Here is an 18,597-nt window from a genome sequence, read left to right as displayed (position 1 = left end):
CTTTGGCGGTGATCCAGCGGCGATGTGCGTCAGTTCTTCGTGAAGCGGATCGGCAGGGCCTTGTACCCGCCGACGAAATTGGTCTCGACCATGCGGGGATCGCCCGCCATTTCGACCGACCTGAGATGCGGCAGCAATTCCTCGAACAGGATGCGCATCTCCAGCTTGGCGAGATGCTGGCCCAGGCACATATGCGGACCAAAGCCAAAGGCGATGTGCGGATTGGGCGAGCGGGTAATGTCGAAGCGGTCAGCGTCGTCGAACACCGCCTCGTCGCGATTGCCCGACGGGTAACAGATCATCAGCCGTTCCATCGCGCGGATGTCCATGCCGCGCACCTGCGTATCGGCGGTGGCATTGCGCATGAAATGCTTGACCGGACTGGTCCAGCGGATCGCCTCATCCACCAGGCCGGGGATGAGCGACGGGTCCGCCTTCACCTTGGCCCAATTTTCGGGATAGACCATCATCCCGTGCAGCCCACCAGCGGTCGAGGACGACGTCGTGTCATGGCCCGCCGTGGCGATCGCGACATAATAGCCATTCGCCTCATCGCGCGGGATCGGCGCACCGTTGATCCGCGAATTGGCGATCAGCGACAACAGGTCATCGGTCGGTTTTTCCCGGCGGTCGGCGCTCAATTTGTCGAAATAGGTGTAGAAATCCTCGATCGAGGCTGCCCACTGCTTTGCCGCCACAACCGGGTCCGCCGCCATTTCGGGCCGCTGTTCTTCGGGATCATGCACGCCGAAAAACTCTTGCGTCAGCTTGAGCATCCGCGGTTCGTCTTCGGGTGGCACGCCGAACAGCGTCATGATGACGCGCAGCGGATAATGCAGCGCGAAATCGCTGACGAAATCGCATTCGCCATCGAAGCTCAGCAGATTGTCCACCGACTGGCGCGCCAGCACGCGGATCTGGTCCTCCAGCTTGCTGATCTTGCCGGGCAGGAACCAGTTGGACGTCAGGGTGCGGTAGGACGCATGTTCCGGCGGGTCCATATAGGTCAGCGACGACAAGATGCGGATCGACCCGCCGTTGATGTCTCGCGTGAAGGCGTCCGACGCCTGATCGACCAGAATCGGGTTGTGATCGGCGTTGTGGAACAGCTTGCCGTTGCGTTCCACTTCCTTGATGTCGCCATGTTTGGTGACGACCCAGACCGGGTCATAGCCAGGCACCTGTGCGATACCCAGCGGCATATGTTCGCGCAGCCAGCGAAAAGCGCCATAGATCGTCGCCTCGTCCGTATAGCTTTTGGGCGCGATCACGATCCGCGCAATGTCGTCGGGGATGATGGGACGCACATCGGCATCCAGCGAAGTCGCCATGAAACTACCCTCTCCTACACGCTGTCCTAGGGAAAATTACGTATTGCGTATCGTCATTACGTAACTATGGACAAGCGGATTCGTCAATCGTAAAAAGAGGTCGGACCATTCAGCCTTTTAAGGACGGGAATCGTAGAAAATACGCGACTTTACGGCGCAAATCATCCGCTCCCATCCCCGAAACTGAATGACGAACCCAAAGATTGAATAGGAGAAGACCCATGGAAGTGAAGGCAGCTGTCGCACGGATAGCGGGTGGTGACTTTACGCTAGAGCAGCTCACTTTGTCCGATATGCGCGCCGACGAAGTGCTGGTGCGGATCGTCGCGACGGGCCTGTGCCATACCGATATCGTCGTGCGCGATCAGTTGCTGCCGACGCCCCTGCCCGCTGTGCTGGGCCATGAAGGTGCAGGCATCGTCGAGGCGGTCGGCGCGGATGTCACCACGCTCTTGCCGGGTGATCGCGTCGTGATGGGCTTTGCCGCCTGCCGCGAATGCCCCCAATGTGTGGCGGGACACCCAGCCTATTGCCGCGATTTTTCCGCACTCAACTTCGGCGGCTGCCGGGCGGACGGCTCGACCTGCCTGCATGACGGCGTAGCACCGGTCAGCAGTCACTTCTTCGGCCAATCCTCCTTCGCCAGCCACGCCATCGCGGCCGCCCATAATCTGGTGAAGGTACCGGCCGAAGCACCGCTCGAACTGCTCGGCCCGCTGGGCTGCGGTATCATGACCGGGGCAGGCGCGGTGATGAAGGCGCTCAAACTTCAGGCTGGCGAGACCATCCTGATCACTGGCGGCGGCCCCGTCGGTCTGAGCGCCGTCATGGCGGCGAAGGCTTCGGGCGCTGGGCAGATCATCGTCGCGGATCCTTTGGCAACACGCCGCGCCATGGCGCTCGACTTGGGCGCGACCCATGTCATCGACGTGACCGCGAGCGACACCGCCGAACAGTTGCGCAAGCTGTTGCCCCAAGGCGTCGATTGCGTGCTGGACACGTCGGGCGCGGTCCCGGCGATCGACGCCGGCGTGGCCTCTCTTGCCCCTCTGGGGCGTCTTGCCATCGTCGGTGTGCCCAAGGCGCTGGATGCGGCGATCAGCCTCAACATCCTAACCCTCCTGTCGCTTGGCATCTCGATCTGCGGCGTGACCGAAGGCAATGCCGACCCGCAGACGTTCCTGCCCGAACTGATCGCGCTGAATGCCAAAGGGCTGTTCCCATTCGAGAAGCTGATAACGACCTACAGGCTGGAAGACATCAACCAAGCGATCGAGGACCAGCATGATGGCCGCTGCGTCAAGGCTGTACTGACGATGGCGTGACCTTGCCCGCCGGGCGATCCGTTTCCTTGCCGGCGCGGATCGCCTCGACATGGCGGAAGAAAGCGCGCTGCCGCATCAGGCCGAAGAAATCGAGCATGAGCGGAAGCGCATGTTCGACCATGGTGGCTGCCTCAGCCACATCGATATGCCCGTCGACCCGCTCCATGAAGGTCGACGCTTCCCAGCGTCCAACGAAATCCGCTGCCTCTGTGTAGAAACCCAGAATGTCGGGCGTATAATCAAGCCGCTGATCGAACCCGGCCTTGCGCATGTCGCCCCAGATACGCACCAGCTGCGCACAGGTGATGCTCAGCGCCTCGCCCTGATCCGTTTCGATGATATCCAATATGCCGATCTTCGCCAGCGTGCGGGCATCCTCCGCCGCATGCGGATGGCGTTCCAGCAGCGACGCGATCGTCACCGGCGGCCCGTCCACGCCGACGCGATGCGCGACCAGTTGCTCCAGCTGGTCGAACGCGCTGGCCTCGACCCGGCCTTCAGTGCCCTCGCCGCCGATGATCGCCTTAATCTGTGCCAGTGTCAGCCGGTTCTCACGCTGGAGCCGACGCACAGACAGGATCGCCTGGACATGCTCCTCCCCATAATCGGCAACCGTCTTGCGCGGCCGCTCTGGCTCCGGGATCAATCCTTCGCGCAGATAGACGCGGATTGTCTCCCGATGAACCCCTGTCCGATCCTCCAGTTCGCGCATCTTCATGATGGCGCTACAGCATGGCGCACCGGACAGGGCAAGCCGCTATGTTACTTATATACGCAAGGCATGGTGGTTCAGGCAGCGACCTTGCCGCCATCCTCCGCTTCCTGCATCGCGCTGAGCAGCCGCCGCGCCTGGTTGACCGCGCCATCGCTGGCGATACCCACAAATGCCCGTTCCGGTTCATCGTCGATCCGCCGCTGCTGCGCTTCAAGCGTCACCTCATCCTCGGTGATGGTATCGAAAAACTGGTCGAACAGCACGTCGGGCACACCGCTTTCCTTTGGCGCGGTGGTGCAGATAGTCCACAGATAATGGCTGGTCGTTTCCGTTTCCGGCGTGATGAAATGGTTGTTGGCCAGCATGAAGCCATTGTCGCGTTTGCCTTCATAGGCACCGGTGCCAGCATCACAGCCCCCCGCGTTGACGCGGCACGTCATGCCGATGCCCGGCTCGAACCGCACTTCCTGCCAGCGATCGACCCGGCCTTTGAACCCACCAGCATCGATATAGGATTTGGGCGGGATCGAATTGGGCATCTTGCGCAGCAACGTCACCTTGCGACCGTCGAACTCGACCTTGGTATCGGCATTATAATGCTGCTCCGGGTTCCCGCCGATCGTGCGCGCATGGATATAAGGCACATGGGTCAGGTCCATGATATTGTCGATGATCAGCTGCCAATTGGCCTTCACCGGGAAATTATAGGGCCGCCACGTCCAGGCCGGATCATTATGTTCCGGGCTGTCGACGATGATCGACGGATCAGCCAGCGCCGGTTCGCCCATCCAGATCCAGATGAGATGATCCTTTTCCACCACCGGATAATGGCGGACGTTGGCGGCGGCAGGGATACGCGCCTGGTTGGGGATGCGGGTGCAGGTGCCTTTGCCGTCGAATTCCACGCCATGATAGCAGCAGCGGATGACGTCGCCATCCACATGACCCGAAGAGAGCGGCATCGCCCGATGGCTGCACCGATCCTCCAACGCGGCGATCTCGCCGCTTTCGGTGCGGAACAGCACGACCGCCTTGTTCAGATATTTGCGCCCAAGCGTCTTGCCCGCTTCGATATCGGCGGCGAAAGCGGCCACATACCATGCGTTGTGAATGAACATGCTGCTCTCCATTATCCGGCCGGGCCGTTCACGGCTCCGGCGCTACCCTATTGTTGGTGGTGATTATGGATGGCCCGCGCAGAACCGCCAATCGCAATCCCATAACGCCATAAGAAAAGCGGGAAACAAAGACGGTAAAGCGGGATCAGCGCAAATACAGCCCGCCATTCATGTCCAGCGTCGCGCCCACGAAGAACCCACCGCGATCCGAAGCCAGCAGCGCCGTCGCCGCCGCGATCTCGCCCACTTCCATGAAGCGCCCGACCGGCACTTCCCCCTCGACCCGCGCGATCTGTTCGGCCGACAGCCGCGCCTTGGCGGTGTCGATCGGGCCGGGTGCGATGGCGTTTACGGTCACGCCGGTTCCGGCCAGATAGCGCGCGAAATATTTGGTCAGCATGATCGCCCCGGCTTTGGACGCGGCATAATGGGGGGAGGCCACCGTCCCGCCATTCTGCCCGGCGAGCGAGGTGATGTTGACGATCCGCCCATAACCATTCTCGCGCATATGGTCGGAGAATATCTGGCAGCTCAGGAATACGCTGCGCATGTTGATCTGGACGATCGCGTCAAACTCTTCCGGGCTGATATCCTGCGTCGGCGTGCGCTTGGCGAAGCCAGCATTGTTGACCACGATGTCGACCTTGCCCCACAGGCCCGCCATATGATCCCGCGCAGCGATGAAATGCGCCTTCTCCCGCACGTCCAGCGTCAAGGCGATCGCCGTTTCGCCCGACGGATCGAGCGAGGCCGCCACCGCCTGCGCCACAGCGCTGTCCACATCGCTGACGGCCACGCGCCCACCCCCGGCGTGAATCTCGCGCGCCACCGCCTCCCCCACACCACGGCCACCGCCCGTCACCAGTGCGGTGCGGCCTGCAAAGGAAAAACTGCCATTGGCAGGCAGCGTGAAGTGATCGCTCATGATATCGTCCTGCAATGAAATGGCGGGGAAGGCCGCACCCTCCCCGCCCATGCCGTTCGTCAGCGGCGGATCGACAGCGTCAGGCCATAGGTCCGCGGCGTATTGGTAAAGATCTTCCAATAAGTCGTGCCATTGCCGGGCACGGCCAGGAAGGCGGTGATGTCGTCCGCATTCACGATCTGATAATTGTTGGTTAGGTTCTTGCCCCACAGGCCGATCTGGAACCGGCCATCGGCTGTTTCATAATTCAGACGGGCATTGAGTGTCCGGCCGCGCGTATCGCGATGCAGATTGTCATAAAGCCGCAGCGTATTGGCGTCGTCGGTCGAAATGCGGGTGGAGAAGTTGAAATCCGCCTGCGGCGTCAGCGTCGCGCCATTGCCCAGCCGCCCGGTATAGGCCGCGCCAACGGTGAAGCTGTCGCGCGGTGCGAACTTGGCGGGATTGCCCGAATAATCGAGGTTCACCAGCGGATCGCGCAGATCGGTATAGGTGCCGACCAGATGCGTATAATTGGCGGTCAGGCGTAGATCCTCGACCGGTCGAATGACGGATTCGACCTCCATGCCCTTCATCTTGAGCGTGCCATTATAGGTATGGGCAATACCGCCCGCGCCGGAGAAATTCTGGAGATTCTTGGTCGTCTGGTGGAACAGCGCGACGTTCAGATCCAGTCTGTTGTCGAACAGGCGGGACTTTGCGCCGATTTCATAATTTTCGGCATTTTCCGGCGCCAGCGGGATGGTCGGGTCGCGATAGGCATTGTCGACGAAGCCGCCCGATTTGAATCCCTTGGCATAGGTCGCATACATGTTGATCTGTTCGGTCGGCTCGAACTTGATCGTGAAGCGCGGCGTGAAGGCATCCCAGGTGCGGCCGCCCGATGCGCGCACTTCGCCGGGGAAACCGAAACCGGGAATGGTCCCTGCATCCGTCGTCGAAAAGGCACGATAATCGACCTTCTTGCGATCCGACGTATAACGACCGCCCGCGACCACGGCCAGATTGTCAGTGATTTCGAACGTCGCCTCGCCGAACACGGCCAGGCTGCGGACATTGCCGTCCTGGACGCGCGTGATGTTGGTGACGTCAGGATTGCGGCGGATGCTGCCGGGCACGGCCGATCCGGGCAGCGGGCTGTAGAAGAAGATGTTGGTCGTCGAAACATCCGCCGACAGGAAATAGGCACCCACGACATAGGAGAAGCGGCCCGGTGCCGATGCGAAGCGCACTTCCTGCGTGAAGCTGCGGTTCTTGACCACTTGGCGGCGGTCGAACACCGGCACGACCGTCCCCACCGGCACGTCGTCATTGATCGCGCGGCTGTCGTTCATGCGATAGCCGGTGATCGACGTCAGCGTGCCGCCGAGCAGGTCAAGGTCGCCGCGCAGATAGCCGCCGCGCAGCCGCTGGCGATAGGGTGATGATACGAAGTCGTTATTGGTCCATTCGTCGTCGGTATAGGCGCCGAACGTATCGGGGATGACCTGATTGCCGCCAATGCCGAGCTGGATCGCGCCGCCATTGCCTTTGGTATAGCTATAGTCGCCCGACAGGACGACCTGCAGCGTATCGGTCGGCTGGAACAGCAGCTTGCCGCGCGCCGAATAGCTGTCATATTTGCCGTAACGTCCCGACTGGTTGGGCGTGTCGATCAGGCCATCGCTATGTTCGGTGCTGAACGCGAAGCGAGCGGCGATCTTGTCCTCGACCAGCGCGCCGTTCAGCATCCCTTCGGTCCGCACGAAGCCGCCATTGCCGCCAGTGACCTGCGCGAAATAGTCGTCCTCAAATTTGGGATTATTGGTGATGACGGCAATCGCGCCGCCTACCACGTTGCGCCCGAACAATGTCCCCTGCGGGCCGCGCAACACTTCGACGCGGTCGGTGTCGTAGAAATTGGCGTTCAGGTCATTGTTGAACACATAATAGACGTCGTCCATGAAGAAGGCGACCGGCGTGTCCAGCGTGGCGGTACGGAATGTCGACACATTGCCACGGATCGCGACGATCGACAGCGACTTGTCGGCGGTGTTGATGGTGATGCCCGGCATCTGCTGCGTCAGCGCGGCGGGGCTGTAGACCTGCGCTTCGCGCAGCAATTCGCCGCCGAACGCCGCAATGGAAAAAGGCACTTCGCGCACCGTCGATTCGCGCCGCTCGGCAGTGACGACGATGTCTTCGGGGAAGATCGCCTGCTGGGGCGCGGCGTCCTGCGGCACTGGCTGATCGGCCTGCGCAAAGGCCGAAACGCTCGTCATCGCGGCGATGATCGCGCCCATGGCGCAGGATGTTTTGAAGCTGAAAGGCATTCCCGGACTCTCCCTTGACAACACGGCTTGATGCCGTCTGCCAACCGTGAAGCAGCAAAAACAAAAGAGGCGCAATAGCATCGTCCCGGTTATTGAATGGTCCGACCACATTCCGATTGGGGCGGGGCGTGCAGTGGCTCTAGTCAGGGATCAGGGAATGGCGCTGGCTTCGATTCACGCCGCGCCGATAACGAGAAGCAAGGAAGAGGCTGAAAAACTCATGCAGTCCACAGATAGCGCAGACATGACCAGGGTAGGACCGGGCACGGTCATGGGCACGATGATGCGCCAATATTGGCTGCCCGCCTGCCTTTCGTCCGAAGTTACCGCTGACGGCGATCCGGTCCGCCTGATGATCCTGTGCGAAAAGCTGATCGCCTTTCGCGACAGCTCAGGCCGCGTAGGCATCATGGACCATCGCTGCCCACATCGCTGCGCGTCACTGTTCATCGGCCGCAACGAAGAAAACGGCATACGCTGCGTCTATCATGGCTGGAAGTTCGACGTCGACGGCAAGTGCGTCGACATGCCGTCCGTCCCCGCCCGCATGGACTTCAAGGACAAGGTCCATGCCAAAGCGTATAAGACGCACGAGGCCAATGGCCTGATCTGGGTTTATATGGGCGAAAACCAGTCCGCGCCGCCGCCCTTGCCGGAAATCGAAGCAACGATGCACCCGGACGCGGAAATCTGGTGCCTGCAGCGCGACTGCAACTGGCTTCAGGCGCTGGAGGGCGACATCGACACCAGCCATGTCGGCTTCCTGCATGTCGGATCGATCGAGGCGGACGATCTGGATGAGGATCATCCGATGCGTCCCACCGTCCTCAACCGCGCGCCCGACTATGAAGTGGCGCAGGCCGACTGGGGCGTCATGTATGGAGGCTATCGCCCGAATGATGATGGCCAGATGAGCTGGCGCGTCGCCCACTATATGTTCCCCTTCTGGACGCAGACACCCAACAATCGCTTCGCCACCCGCGCCATTGCCCGCGCCTGGGTGCCGATGGACGACGAACATTCGATGCTGTTCGACATCACCTGCGGCGTGGACGCGGGCAACCCGGCCTATACCTCGACGCTCAAGGACGGCACGCCCTTGTTCGCGCCGCTGGAATATGCGCCGACGACCACCGACTGGTTTGGCCGCTGGCGCTCGCCCGATAGCGAGAAGAATGACTGGGCGATCGACCGTGAATCCCAGCGCAACGGCACCCAGTTCACCGGCATCCCCAACATCACGATGCAGGATCAGGCGGTGACCGAAAGCATGGGACCGATCACCGACCACAGCTTTGAAAATCTGGCGCCGACTGACCAGATGATCGCCCGCGTGCGCCGCCGCGTGCTGCTGGCCGCCCGTGCGCTCGCCAATAAGGGCACGCTGCCGCCGGGCATCGAAGACCCCAGCATCTTCTATCGCGCGCGCGCAGGCTCCTTCCTTCACGACCCCAGCGACACGCTCGCCAACGCCTATGAATCGGCACTAGCCAAGGCGGTACGCTGGCCCGACAAGGTCGAAGCGGCTGAGTGACACATATATAAGGGCCGGGGCGATCCATGCCCCGGTGCCTCAGACAAGGATGACAGAGGTGACGACACGCATTGCGGATTGTCCGGTTCGCCGATCCATGGCGCCCCGGCCCTGCCAAAAGACGCATCGCACCGGACGGAGAGGGTGATGCGCGCACGATTGAAGAATATCCGCTGGGAAGCCGAAGGCATCAACAGCTACATCCTCGAACCGGTCGATGGCGGGCTGATGCCGCCCTTCGATCCCGGCGCACATATCGACGTGCAGCTTTCCCCCGGCTTGGCGCGCAGCTATTCGTTGGTCAACGATCCCGCCATTCGCGGCTATTATGAAATCGCCGTCCATCATGCGATCGACGGTCGCGGCGGATCGCGCCACATCCATGAAAAATGGCAGGTCGGCCAGATCCTCGACATCTCGGAACCGAAAAACAATTTTCCGATGGTGGAGGATGCCAGCCACACCGTGATGATCGGTGGCGGGATCGGCATTACGCCGATGTTGCCCATGATCGCGCGTCTCGAAAAACTTGGGCGTAGCTGGGAACTCCATTATGTCGCCGCCTCGCCTGAGCGCGCCGCCTATGTCGATCGCCTGTCTGATTATGACCAGGTGGAAATCGCCTATGACGGCATTCCCGGCGGCCGCCGCCTGGACCTCAAGGCCATCTGCGCGGCTGCGCCTGCCGACGCGCATCTCTATTGCTGCGGTCCGGGCGGGATGCTCGATGCTTTCGTGGCGATCAATTGCAACCGGCCCAAGGGCCACGCCCATATCGAATATTTCTCGGCCGAAACCGAAATAGCGACCGAGGGCGGCTACACGCTGGAACTGGCCAAAAGCGGCAAGACCATCGCGGTGGAAGAAGGCGAAACGATGCTCGACGCGCTGCTCAGCGCCGGTGTCAATGTCGGCTTTGCTTGTTCGGAAGGAATTTGCGGCACCTGCGAGGTCAAGGTGCTGGACGGCATTCCCGACCATCGCGACCATTTCCTGTCGGATGACGACAAAGCCGCCAACAGGTCGATCATGGTCTGCTGTTCGGGGTCAAAAAGTGCCAACCTCGTCCTCGACATCTGATTGCGTTATTCCGGTTTTTCAATTGCCTGTCGATAAATGAATAGAGCGGCCACACATGGCCCAGGATAAGGAGAAGGTGTTGGCGGTCGTCCCAATGAAAGGCAGCAGTAAGGGGATGCTGGATGACATACCCATGTCGTCCTACCAGATCTGGTCCGTGCTGATGATCGCCGCGACCGTCATTCTCGACGGCCTCGACAATCAGATGCTTGGCCTAGCCGCGCCCTCCTTGCTCCAGGAATGGGGCATCGACCGCACGGCGTTGGGGTCCGTGTTCGCGCTGGGCTTTGTCGGCATGGCCATCGGCACGCTGACGTCGGGCTGGGTCGGCGACCGTTTCGGACGGCGCGGCGCGCTCATCATCGGCGTCGCCATCTTCGGCATTGCGACCTTGCTTACCGGCTTTTCCACGGCATTGTGGCAGGTTGCTGCGCTCAAGACGCTGGCGGGCGTGGGCCTTGGCGGCGTCCCCGGCACCGCTAGCGCCATGATCGCCGAATTCACCCCCGTCCGCTGGCGCAGCGTCGCCGTCACCTTCGGCGTGGTGTGCGTGTCGATCGGCGGGATATTGGGCGGGGTCGCGGCCGCGCTTATCCTGCCGGGCCTTGGTTGGCGATGGCTCTTCTATATCGGCGGCAGCGTGACGATGATCTTCGTCGCATGGCTCTGGTTCATCCTGCCCGAATCCCCCCGCTATCTGGCGGACCGGCCGGATCGCGCCGTTGAACTCGACCGCATCTTGCGCCGCATCGGCCACCCTGATCCCACCTTTGTCGCCCACAGCCCCCTCGCCGCCGGGGAAGCGCCCCGCTACGAACCGATGCGCAACCTGTTCGGCAAGGCGCTGTTGCGCGACACGCTGGCGCTGTCGGTGGCGATGTTCTCCGGCATGTTCATGATCTATCTCATGTTCAACTGGGCGCCGACCATGCTCACCAGCGCGGGCTTCGGCCTCCAGACCGCCAGCCTTGGCCTGACCAGCTTTAACATTGGTGGCACCACCGGCGCGATGATCGCGTCGCTGGCCATCATCCGCTTCGGATCGCGCCCGGTGCTGATCCTGATGGCGATCGTCGGGGCGGCCGTCTGCGCCACCCTCGCCCTGCTCCCCATCAGCGGCGCGCGGAACGAAGGGGCTGTCCTTGCCTGCCTCGGTGCGCTCGGCCTGTTCGCCAGTGCAGCCCAGTCGGCCATGTTCGCGGTGGGCGCACACGCTTTCCCCACCGGCCTGCGCGCCCGTGGCCTGGGCCTGATGGGCGCGGCGGGCCGGGTCGGCGCGATCGTCAGCGCGGTGGCGGGCGCGCTCCTCATCGACTGGGGCAATCTCGGCTTCTTCGGCGCGCTCGCCGCCCTGATGCTGGTCAACGCCTTGGGCTTCATCGCCGTGCGGGGCCATGTGCCCGCCATCGGCCGCAAGGATGCACAGATATGAGCGACAGCTTCGACTATATCGTGATCGGCTCCGGCTCGGCGGGCAGCCTGATGGCCAATCGCCTGTCCGCCGACCCGGCCAACCGCGTCACTCTGATCGAAGCCGGGCCATCCGACAAACAATGGCCGGTGAACCTCAAGACCGCGATGCCGGTCGGCAATATCTTCCTGCTGCCGCACGCAAAATATAACTGGAAACAGGCGCTGACCGGCAACGCCGCCGTCAACGACCGTACGATCAACTTTCCGCGCGGCAAGCTGTTCGGGGGATGCAGCGCCATCAACGGTGGCGTCTACATTCGCGGGCAACGGGCGGACTATGACGCCTGGGCCGATGCGGGCAATGATGGCTGGGCCTATGACGATGTCCTGCCCGCGTTCAAGGCGGTCGAAAATTACGCCGGTCCCGATACGCCCTGGCACGGCAAGGGCGGCGAACTGGACGTGCAGAAGCCCAAAAGCTGGAACCCCGTCAGCGCCGCCATCGTCGACGCGGCAGAACAAGCCGGGCATCGCCGCAATGATGATTTCGCCAGCGATCGGCAGGACGGCTTTGGCCGTTACGACCTCAACCAACGCAACGGCACCCGCCTGTCGAGCGCCCGCGCCTTCCTCCACCCCGTGCTGGATCGCGCCAACCTGACTGTCATGGCGGACACCATGGTCCGCCGCATCCTGTTCGACCGGGGTCGCGCGGTAGGGCTGGAGATCGAGACGGGCGGCGCGCGCAGCACCATCGCCGCCCGGCGGGAAATCATCCTGTGCGCGGGTGCGACCAATTCGCCGCAACTGCTGATGCTGTCAGGCATCGGGCCGCAGGATCATCTGCGCGAGAAGGGCATCGACTTGGTCCACCATCTGCCCGGCGTCGGCGCGCATTTGCAGGACCATCCCACCGTCCATGTCGCGATGGAGAACCCGTCGGCGGAATCCTATGCCGTATCGGCCAAGGTTCTGCCCCGCATCCTGGCCAGCCCGTTCAAATATCTGCTGAAACGCGAAGGGATGCTGGCGTCCAATGTCGCGGAGGCCGGCGGTTTCCTTTGCACCGACGGAACGGGCCGCCCGGACATCCAGATCACCTTCCTCGCCGGGCTGAAGCTCGACGCCCGTTCGGTCCCCCGCCGCCACGGCTATATGGGGCTCATTCAGTTGCTGCGTCCCAAAAGCAGCGGGTCGGTCCGCTTGGCCAGCAACCGGCCGGAGGACAAGCCGGTCATTGATCCCAATTTCTTTGCCGATCCCTATGACATGCAGACGCTGATCGCCGGGTTTCGCGCCTGCCGCCATATCTTCGCCCAGCCCGCGCTCGCCGCCATGACCGGCGCAGAAATCGAACCGGGCGCGCAGCATCAAAGCGACGCCGAGATCGGCGCCGCCCTGCGCAAGATCGTCAACACTGCCTATCATCCGACCGGCACCTGCAAGATGGGGCCGGACAGCGACCCGATGGCCGTCGTGGACAATCGCCTGCGCGTGCGCGGCGTATCCGGCCTGCGCGTCGTCGATGCATCGGTCATGCCCGACATCATCAGCGGCAACACCTCCGCCCCCACCATGATGATCGCCCAGCGCGCGGCACAGTTCATCCTGCAAGACGCCGTCACATCCAACATCGCCGCCTGAAAGAAGCTCCCATGACCCAACTCATCATCCCCCCGCGCCCCGCCTTGCTCGACACCCCGCATCAGGACATGCTGATCGGCGGCCAGCGCGTCCCCGCTTTGTCGGGGCAGCGTTTCGAGACCCGCAACCCCGCCACCGGCGATCTGTTGGCTACCGTTGCGCAGGGCGGGGCGGAGGATGTCGACCGCGCGGTCAAATCGGCCCGCGCCGCGTTCGAGGGGCCATGGCGGCGCATGAAGCCGGTGGAGCGCCAGCGCATCATGCTGCGCCTCGCCGATCTGGTGGAGCAGGATTTCGAGGAACTGGCGATGCTCGACACGCTGGACCTTGGCGCACCCTATAGCCGCACGATCATGGGCAAAACCCGCGCAGGCGCATTGCTGCGCTATTATGCGGGGCAGGCAACGCTGATCGCGGGCGACACGATCGACAATAGCGCGATGGGCGACGTCCTCTCCCATACGCTCAAGGAACCGATCGGCGTGGTCGCAGCAATCAACCCATGGAATGGCCCGATCGGCATGTCGGTGTGGAAGGCGGGGCCGGTACTCGCTACCGGCTGCACCCTCGTCATGAAGCCCGCTGAACAGACGCCCCTTTCCGCGCTGCGCTTTGGCGAACTATGCCTGGAAGCGGGCGTACCGGACGGAGTCATCAACATCGTCACGGGCCTTGGCGATGCAGGCGCGGCGCTCTCCAGCCACCCGGACGTCGACAAGATCGCCTTCACTGGCTCCACCGGCGTCGGTGAAAAAATCCTGCACGCCGCCGCCGGAACGATGAAGCGCGTAACGGTGGAACTGGGCGGCAAGTCGCCCAACATCGTCTTTGCGGACGCTGATCTCGACAAGGCCGTCCCTGCGGCCGCCATGGCCGTGTTCGCCAATGCCGGGCAGATTTGCAGCGCGGGCACGCGCCTGTTCGTGCAAAGCACAATCCACGACGAATTCATGGAGCGCCTGGCCGCCTTCACGAAGACGATCAAGGTCGGCGACCCCCTGGACCCGACCACCCAGATTGGGCCTGTCATTTCCCTGCCCCAAATGGACAAGATCCTCGGCTTCATCGCCAGCGCCAACACGCAAGGCGCCCACCCGCTGACCGGCGGCAATCGCATGAGCGGCGCGGGCTATGATGCAGGCTATTTCATCGAACCCACCATCTTCACCCATGTCGCCGACGACATGACGATCGCGCGGGAAGAGATTTTCGGCCCGGTGCTCTCCGCCTTCACATTCGAGCACGTAGAGGAGGTTCTAACCCGCGCCAACGCCACCGAATTTGGCCTGGGAGGCGGCGTATGGACCCGCGACCTGGCCACCGCGCACCGCATGGCGCGCGGCATCCGCGCCGGGTCCGTCTGGGTCAATTGCTACCAGATGCTCGACCCCGCCGTCCCCTTCGGCGGCTATCGCATGAGCGGCTTCGGCCGCGAGTCCGGCGCGCACCATATCGAGGATTATCTGGAAACGAAGGCGGTCTGGATCAACCTGGACTGAGGCGCGCATCGTGCAACAGGACAACAGCAATGGCGTGCATCTGGAGGAGGAGATGATCCTCCAGATGCAAAGGCTGGTGACTGGCCGCACCGACGAAGCGCTTAACGCCCGCTTCGGCATCAGTTACAATACATGGCGCAAATTGCTCGCCGGACAGCCGATCCGCCCTTCGCTCGCTGATCGTCTGAAGGGCCGCATCGCCGCGCTTGAGGCCAACAACCCGCGATAGCCTCACACCCAGCCCGATTCCCGCAAGTCCGGCGGCGCGCCTGCCACGCGCTCGCCCTTGGCCGCCTCGCTCAGCATGTCGAGAAAGCGGCGCTGGGTCGCTGTGGGGCGCCAACTGCGCCGCGTCGTGATCCCCACCACGCGCTTGCTGCCTTCCAGCGGCGGCCCGACCTGCGTCAGCAGCCCGCTGCGGATCTGGAGCGCCACCTGATCGGGCGACAGCAGCGTCAGGAAATCCCCCTCCGTCAGCAACCGCCCGATGATCATCACCGACCCGCACTCGACCGGCGTCGCTGGCACCTTGCTTTCCCCGAACAGCTTTTCCCACTGTTCGCGCAACGGCGAATTGGCAGGCGCGACGATCCAGGGATAGCTGGCCAGTTGCTCCATCGTCGGCTTGTCCACCTTGGCCAGCGGATGCTGGCTCCCCGCCGCAATCACCAGTCGATCCTCCGACAAGGGCAACTGATAAAGATCAGCAATCTCGAACGGCCGCAACGCGCCGACCACCATGTCGATCACTCCGTCGCGCAGCGGCTCCACCAGCTCGCGCCAGCTTCCCTCCAGCACCTTGAACGCCGCGCGCGGATCGCTCCGCGCCATCCGCGCCATGGCGGCGGGGACCAGATAAGGCCGCGCCAATGGAAGCGCCCCGAACGCGATCAGCTCGCTCCCGCTCCCGCTATCGCGCCCGATGTCCGCCAGCGCCGCGACGATCTCCGCCACCGCCAGCCTTGTCCCGCGCGCCAGCCTTTTCCCCGCCGGATTGAGCCACACCGCCCGCCCCCGCCGTTCGACCAGCTTCCCGCCGATCATCTGCTCCAGGTCGCCGACCGCGCGATGCACCGCCGTCTGCGACAGAGTGCTACCATGCGCCGCCGCCGCGAAACTCCCTGCCTCCGCCAACGCCAGAAAGGCGCGCAACTGCGTCATCGTCATTAGCCGCTCGGGATAATGGAACACGCCCGACAAGCCCTTGGCCGCCTGCGACAGATGATCGAGCGCCGCGCGCGCCCGCTCGATCACGATCTCGCCCATGGGCGTTGGCACCATCCCGCCCGACCGACGCTCAAAAAAGGTGTAGCCGAACTGCCGCTCCAGCTTGGCCAGCCCCTGCGTCAGCGCCGGTTGCGACAGGCTGACCACATCGGCGGCGGCGGTGATGCTGCCATGTTCGCGGATCGCCAGCAGCGCGCGCAGGTGGCGCAGATTGAGGTCGAACGGATCGGTCGCCATGCCGCTTACTCTTGTTACCCTGCGCCCGCGCGCTGTGTCGTCATCGGGCGACCGCAGCCTTACCGGACAACTACCCCAAAGGACAGCGGCCCCTTGCCCAAATCAGTCGAAATTCTAATGGACTGACCATTACCGTAATGGTAGGACCATTAGCGAGAGGCGCGCACTGCCGCCCGACGGATTCGGATAAAAAGGAGGCACCCATGGACTTTGAACTGCCCGACGACATCAAGGAATTTTGCGACGTCACCCGCGCCATCGTGCGCGACCTGCTGCCTTATGAAACGGAATTTCAGGCCACCGGCAAAGTGCCGCCGATCGTGCGGCAAACGCTGGTCGATAATGGCTATTTCGGCCTGTCGCTGCCGGAAGAATATGGCGGCCTGGGCCTCGGCGCACTCGCGCAGGCGGCAGTGCAGATAGAACTCGCCCGCCTTCCCCCCCAATTCTGGACCGAATTGCGCCCGCTCATGGGTCCGGGCGCGCGCAACATCGTCTATCATGCTTCGGAAGCGCAAAAGCAGCAGTTGATCCCCGGCATGGTGTCAGGCGAAATCCCGATCGCCTTTGCCCTCACCGAACCCAATAGCGGCTCCGATCCGGGCTCGATGCGCACCACCGCCACCCGCAATGCCGACGGCTGGGTCATCAACGGCTCCAAAACCTATATTTCCAACGGCAAGAACGCCAAATATGTGATCGTCTATGCCTATACCGACAAGGCCGCCGGGCCACGCGGCGGCATTTCCGCCTTCCTAATGCCCGCCGACACGCCCGGCTTTGCCGTCACTGGCACGATCGAACTGATGGGCACCGCAACGCCGGGCGTCTATGAACTGACCTTCGACGAATGCCAATTGCCCGCCGACGCCCTGCTCGGCGAAGAAGGGCGCGGCTTCCACTATGCGCTCGAAGGCCTGAACGAGGGCCGCATGAATGTCGGCGCGACCGCCGTCGGCATGGGCGAATATGCGCTGGAACTGGCGATCGAGGAATCGAAACAGCGCCCCGCCTTTGGCGGCGTCATCTCCGATTTTCAGGCGATCCGCCACTATATCGCCACCATGGCGACGGACATGCGCGCTGCACGCCTGATCCTGCTCGACGCCTGCTGGCGCTACGACCAGGGTGAGAAAAAACGTGAGCTGGCGTCCATGGCCAAATTGTTCGCCACCGAAGCCGGCAGCCGCACGGTCGACACAGCAGTCCAGATTTTCGGTGGATCAGGCTATTGCCGGGGCTTTGCGATCGAGCGCCTGTACCGCGACATTCGGATTACGCGGATCTACGAGGGGTCGTCGGAGATTCAACGCAATACGATTGCGCGGGAGTTGTTGCGGTAAAGAGGGTGTGGGCGGGAGGGCTGTAGGGCGTCTCCCGCCTAATGGCTGGTATGCGCCAAACGCGGCCGTTCAGCTCGACTTGCGCTAATCCCGAAAGCTGCCGCTCGTTAGAGGGCAGATGAAACGGCAGCTATCGGTGGTCAGCTCGACCAACGATCAACTACAGCGCCGTTCACAGGAGCGCTGCTGCTGGGTTTAAGGCACCCGTAAGTGCCCGTTCTCAGCCCAGGGTGATTCCGAGCATCCGAAGTGCCGCACGCTCGATAGGCGGGAGGATGGCCATGATCGCGGCGTCCCCATCCGAGAATTTCTCGAATATCATGTCCTTTTCACCGGCGTGGACCACGGCGCAACGGGTCTGGTAGACGAGCGCGGCACCGGTTTTCCACTTTCCTTGGGCATTGACTTTCTTTTCCGCAACGCGCCGAAAGAGGGCAGCTGCGAACTGGTTCGTGTTCTTGAGCGCTTCCAGCTTGTTCCAGCATTCCTCGAACAGATCCTGGTACGGCTCAGCAAGTGCCGTGATCTGCCGCAACTCTGACTTAAGGGCTTCCGTCGCCTCTGCTAGCGAGGTGGCAGGCTCAGCGTCGAACGCTGTGATGAGCCTGTTCTTCACATCCGCAAGAAAGAGAGCCTCCATGACGCGGTAGAGTTCGAGGAAGCGAAACTTCAACGGTGAGGTTGCATATGAGTTCAACAGGCACTCTAGGGCCACCTCTACTCGCCGACCGTCTCCAGGCGCAATGACGGCGCTTCTAAACTGGTCGAACTCGGTGGACTCACCAGCCATTGGGTTCTCCGCCGCGCACGCAGCCTTGCGAAACTCAGCGCATGCGGCCTCGGAACCAAGAACGACCTCGGCTCCTCCAGCGAGGATCGTTGGATGCTGATCAG

The 18,597-nt window shown here is 62.7% G+C and carries 15 protein-coding genes; 8 read left to right on the top strand and 7 right to left on the bottom strand.

Annotated features, from left to right (window positions below):
* Nucleotides 1–29: 29 nt before the first annotated feature.
* On the bottom strand, nt 30–1,331 hold the full coding sequence (locus tag SAB01S_RS09910; protein ID WP_062732886.1) for a cytochrome P450: 1,302 nt from the start codon (nt 1,329–1,331) through the stop codon (nt 30–32).
* A gap of 221 nt (nt 1,332–1,552) precedes the next feature.
* On the opposite strand from SAB01S_RS09910, the gene SAB01S_RS09905 reads away from it, so the two are divergent.
* Nucleotides 1,553–2,656, top strand: a complete 1,104-nt coding sequence (locus SAB01S_RS09905; RefSeq protein WP_062732885.1) for an NAD(P)-dependent alcohol dehydrogenase — start codon at nt 1,553–1,555, stop codon at nt 2,654–2,656.
* Here the strand turns inward: SAB01S_RS09905 and SAB01S_RS09900 are convergent.
* The 4 genes from SAB01S_RS09900 to SAB01S_RS09885 all read right to left on the bottom strand — a co-directional run bounded on the left by SAB01S_RS09900 (nt 2,631) and on the right by SAB01S_RS09885 (nt 7,726).
* Nucleotides 2,631–3,374: a MerR family transcriptional regulator gene (locus SAB01S_RS09900; RefSeq protein ID WP_051034284.1), complete on the bottom strand. Its 744-nt coding sequence runs from the start codon at nt 3,372–3,374 to the stop codon at nt 2,631–2,633. The two genes, SAB01S_RS09905 and SAB01S_RS09900, sit on opposite strands and share 26 nt — an antisense overlap.
* A 71-nt stretch (nt 3,375–3,445) precedes the next feature.
* Nucleotides 3,446–4,489, bottom strand: coding sequence for a Rieske 2Fe-2S domain-containing protein (locus SAB01S_RS09895; RefSeq protein ID WP_062732884.1), 1,044 nt, complete (start codon nt 4,487–4,489; stop codon nt 3,446–3,448).
* A 145-nt stretch (nt 4,490–4,634) separates the two neighbouring features.
* Nucleotides 4,635–5,414, bottom strand: a complete 780-nt coding sequence (locus tag SAB01S_RS09890; protein WP_062732996.1) for an SDR family NAD(P)-dependent oxidoreductase — start codon at nt 5,412–5,414, stop codon at nt 4,635–4,637.
* Between the two features lie 59 nt (nt 5,415–5,473).
* Nucleotides 5,474–7,726 carry a TonB-dependent receptor gene (locus SAB01S_RS09885; RefSeq protein WP_062732883.1) on the bottom strand — a complete coding sequence of 751 codons (2,253 nt, stop codon included), beginning with the start codon at nt 7,724–7,726 and terminating at the stop codon, nt 5,474–5,476.
* Nucleotides 7,727–7,970: 244 nt separating this feature from the next.
* Between SAB01S_RS09885 and SAB01S_RS09880 the strand changes: the two genes are divergently transcribed.
* The 6 genes from SAB01S_RS09880 (at nt 7,971) to SAB01S_RS09855 (ending at nt 15,125) form a co-directional block, all read left to right on the top strand.
* Entirely contained in the window at nt 7,971–9,260 is a 1,290-nt protein-coding gene (locus SAB01S_RS09880) for a Rieske 2Fe-2S domain-containing protein (protein ID WP_245646454.1), read from the top strand.
* A gap of 147 nt (nt 9,261–9,407) precedes the next feature.
* Nucleotides 9,408–10,340: a PDR/VanB family oxidoreductase gene (locus SAB01S_RS09875; protein WP_062732881.1), complete on the top strand. Its 933-nt coding sequence runs from the start codon at nt 9,408–9,410 to the stop codon at nt 10,338–10,340.
* A 133-nt stretch (nt 10,341–10,473) separates the two neighbouring features.
* Nucleotides 10,474–11,772: an MFS transporter gene (locus tag SAB01S_RS09870; RefSeq protein WP_245646453.1), complete on the top strand. Its 1,299-nt coding sequence runs from the start codon at nt 10,474–10,476 to the stop codon at nt 11,770–11,772.
* Complete coding sequence (locus SAB01S_RS09865; protein WP_062732880.1) at nt 11,769–13,397, top strand: GMC family oxidoreductase; 1,629 nt, start codon at nt 11,769–11,771, stop codon at nt 13,395–13,397. Before SAB01S_RS09870 ends, SAB01S_RS09865 begins: the two co-directional genes overlap by 4 nt.
* Before the next feature lie 11 nt (nt 13,398–13,408).
* Nucleotides 13,409–14,896 carry an aldehyde dehydrogenase family protein gene (locus SAB01S_RS09860; RefSeq protein ID WP_062732879.1) on the top strand — a complete coding sequence of 496 codons (1,488 nt, stop codon included), beginning with the start codon at nt 13,409–13,411 and terminating at the stop codon, nt 14,894–14,896.
* A gap of 10 nt (nt 14,897–14,906) precedes the next feature.
* Nucleotides 14,907–15,125, top strand: coding sequence for a hypothetical protein (locus SAB01S_RS09855; protein ID WP_062732878.1), 219 nt, complete (start codon nt 14,907–14,909; stop codon nt 15,123–15,125).
* Between the two features lie 2 nt (nt 15,126–15,127).
* On the opposite strand, the gene SAB01S_RS09850 is transcribed toward SAB01S_RS09855, so the two are convergent.
* Nucleotides 15,128–16,360, bottom strand: coding sequence for a LysR family transcriptional regulator (locus tag SAB01S_RS09850; protein WP_062732877.1), 1,233 nt, complete (start codon nt 16,358–16,360; stop codon nt 15,128–15,130).
* A gap of 203 nt (nt 16,361–16,563) precedes the next feature.
* Between SAB01S_RS09850 and SAB01S_RS09845 the strand changes: the two genes are divergently transcribed.
* On the top strand, nt 16,564–17,703 hold the full coding sequence (locus tag SAB01S_RS09845; protein WP_017181774.1) for an acyl-CoA dehydrogenase family protein: 1,140 nt from the start codon (nt 16,564–16,566) through the stop codon (nt 17,701–17,703).
* Between the two features lie 220 nt (nt 17,704–17,923).
* On the opposite strand, the gene SAB01S_RS18650 is transcribed toward SAB01S_RS09845, so the two are convergent.
* A partial coding sequence (locus SAB01S_RS18650) for a hypothetical protein (protein ID WP_169802560.1) occupies nt 17,924–18,597 on the bottom strand: 674 nt, incomplete at its 5' end.

Origin of the sequence: Sphingobium abikonense NBRC 16140, from assembly GCF_001598335.1 — a bacterium.
Taxonomy (GTDB): domain Bacteria; phylum Pseudomonadota; class Alphaproteobacteria; order Sphingomonadales; family Sphingomonadaceae; genus Sphingobium; species Sphingobium abikonense.
This window is presented reverse-complemented; position numbering and strand designations above follow the sequence as displayed.

Excerpts from the sequence above, each read along its gene's own strand:
- SAB01S_RS09880 (WP_245646454.1), top strand. The coding sequence starts at position 7,971 with ATGACCAGGGTAGGACCGGGCACGGTCATGGGCACGATGATGCGCCAA.
- SAB01S_RS09870 (WP_245646453.1), top strand. The coding sequence starts at position 10,474 with ATGTCGTCCTACCAGATCTGGTCCGTGCTGATGATCGCCGCGACCGTC.
- SAB01S_RS09875 (WP_062732881.1), top strand. The coding sequence starts at position 9,408 with ATGCGCGCACGATTGAAGAATATCCGCTGGGAAGCCGAAGGCATCAAC.
- SAB01S_RS09900 (WP_051034284.1), bottom strand. The coding sequence starts at position 3,374 with ATGAAGATGCGCGAACTGGAGGATCGGACAGGGGTTCATCGGGAGACA.
- SAB01S_RS09895 (WP_062732884.1), bottom strand. The coding sequence starts at position 4,489 with ATGTTCATTCACAACGCATGGTATGTGGCCGCTTTCGCCGCCGATATC.
- SAB01S_RS09885 (WP_062732883.1), bottom strand. The coding sequence starts at position 7,726 with ATGCCTTTCAGCTTCAAAACATCCTGCGCCATGGGCGCGATCATCGCC.
- SAB01S_RS09910 (WP_062732886.1), bottom strand. The coding sequence starts at position 1,331 with ATGGCGACTTCGCTGGATGCCGATGTGCGTCCCATCATCCCCGACGAC.
- SAB01S_RS09905 (WP_062732885.1), top strand. The coding sequence starts at position 1,553 with ATGGAAGTGAAGGCAGCTGTCGCACGGATAGCGGGTGGTGACTTTACG.
- SAB01S_RS09850 (WP_062732877.1), bottom strand. The coding sequence starts at position 16,360 with ATGGCGACCGATCCGTTCGACCTCAATCTGCGCCACCTGCGCGCGCTG.
- SAB01S_RS09890 (WP_062732996.1), bottom strand. The coding sequence starts at position 5,414 with ATGAGCGATCACTTCACGCTGCCTGCCAATGGCAGTTTTTCCTTTGCA.
- SAB01S_RS09860 (WP_062732879.1), top strand. The coding sequence starts at position 13,409 with ATGACCCAACTCATCATCCCCCCGCGCCCCGCCTTGCTCGACACCCCG.
- SAB01S_RS09845 (WP_017181774.1), top strand. The coding sequence starts at position 16,564 with ATGGACTTTGAACTGCCCGACGACATCAAGGAATTTTGCGACGTCACC.
- SAB01S_RS09865 (WP_062732880.1), top strand. The coding sequence starts at position 11,769 with ATGAGCGACAGCTTCGACTATATCGTGATCGGCTCCGGCTCGGCGGGC.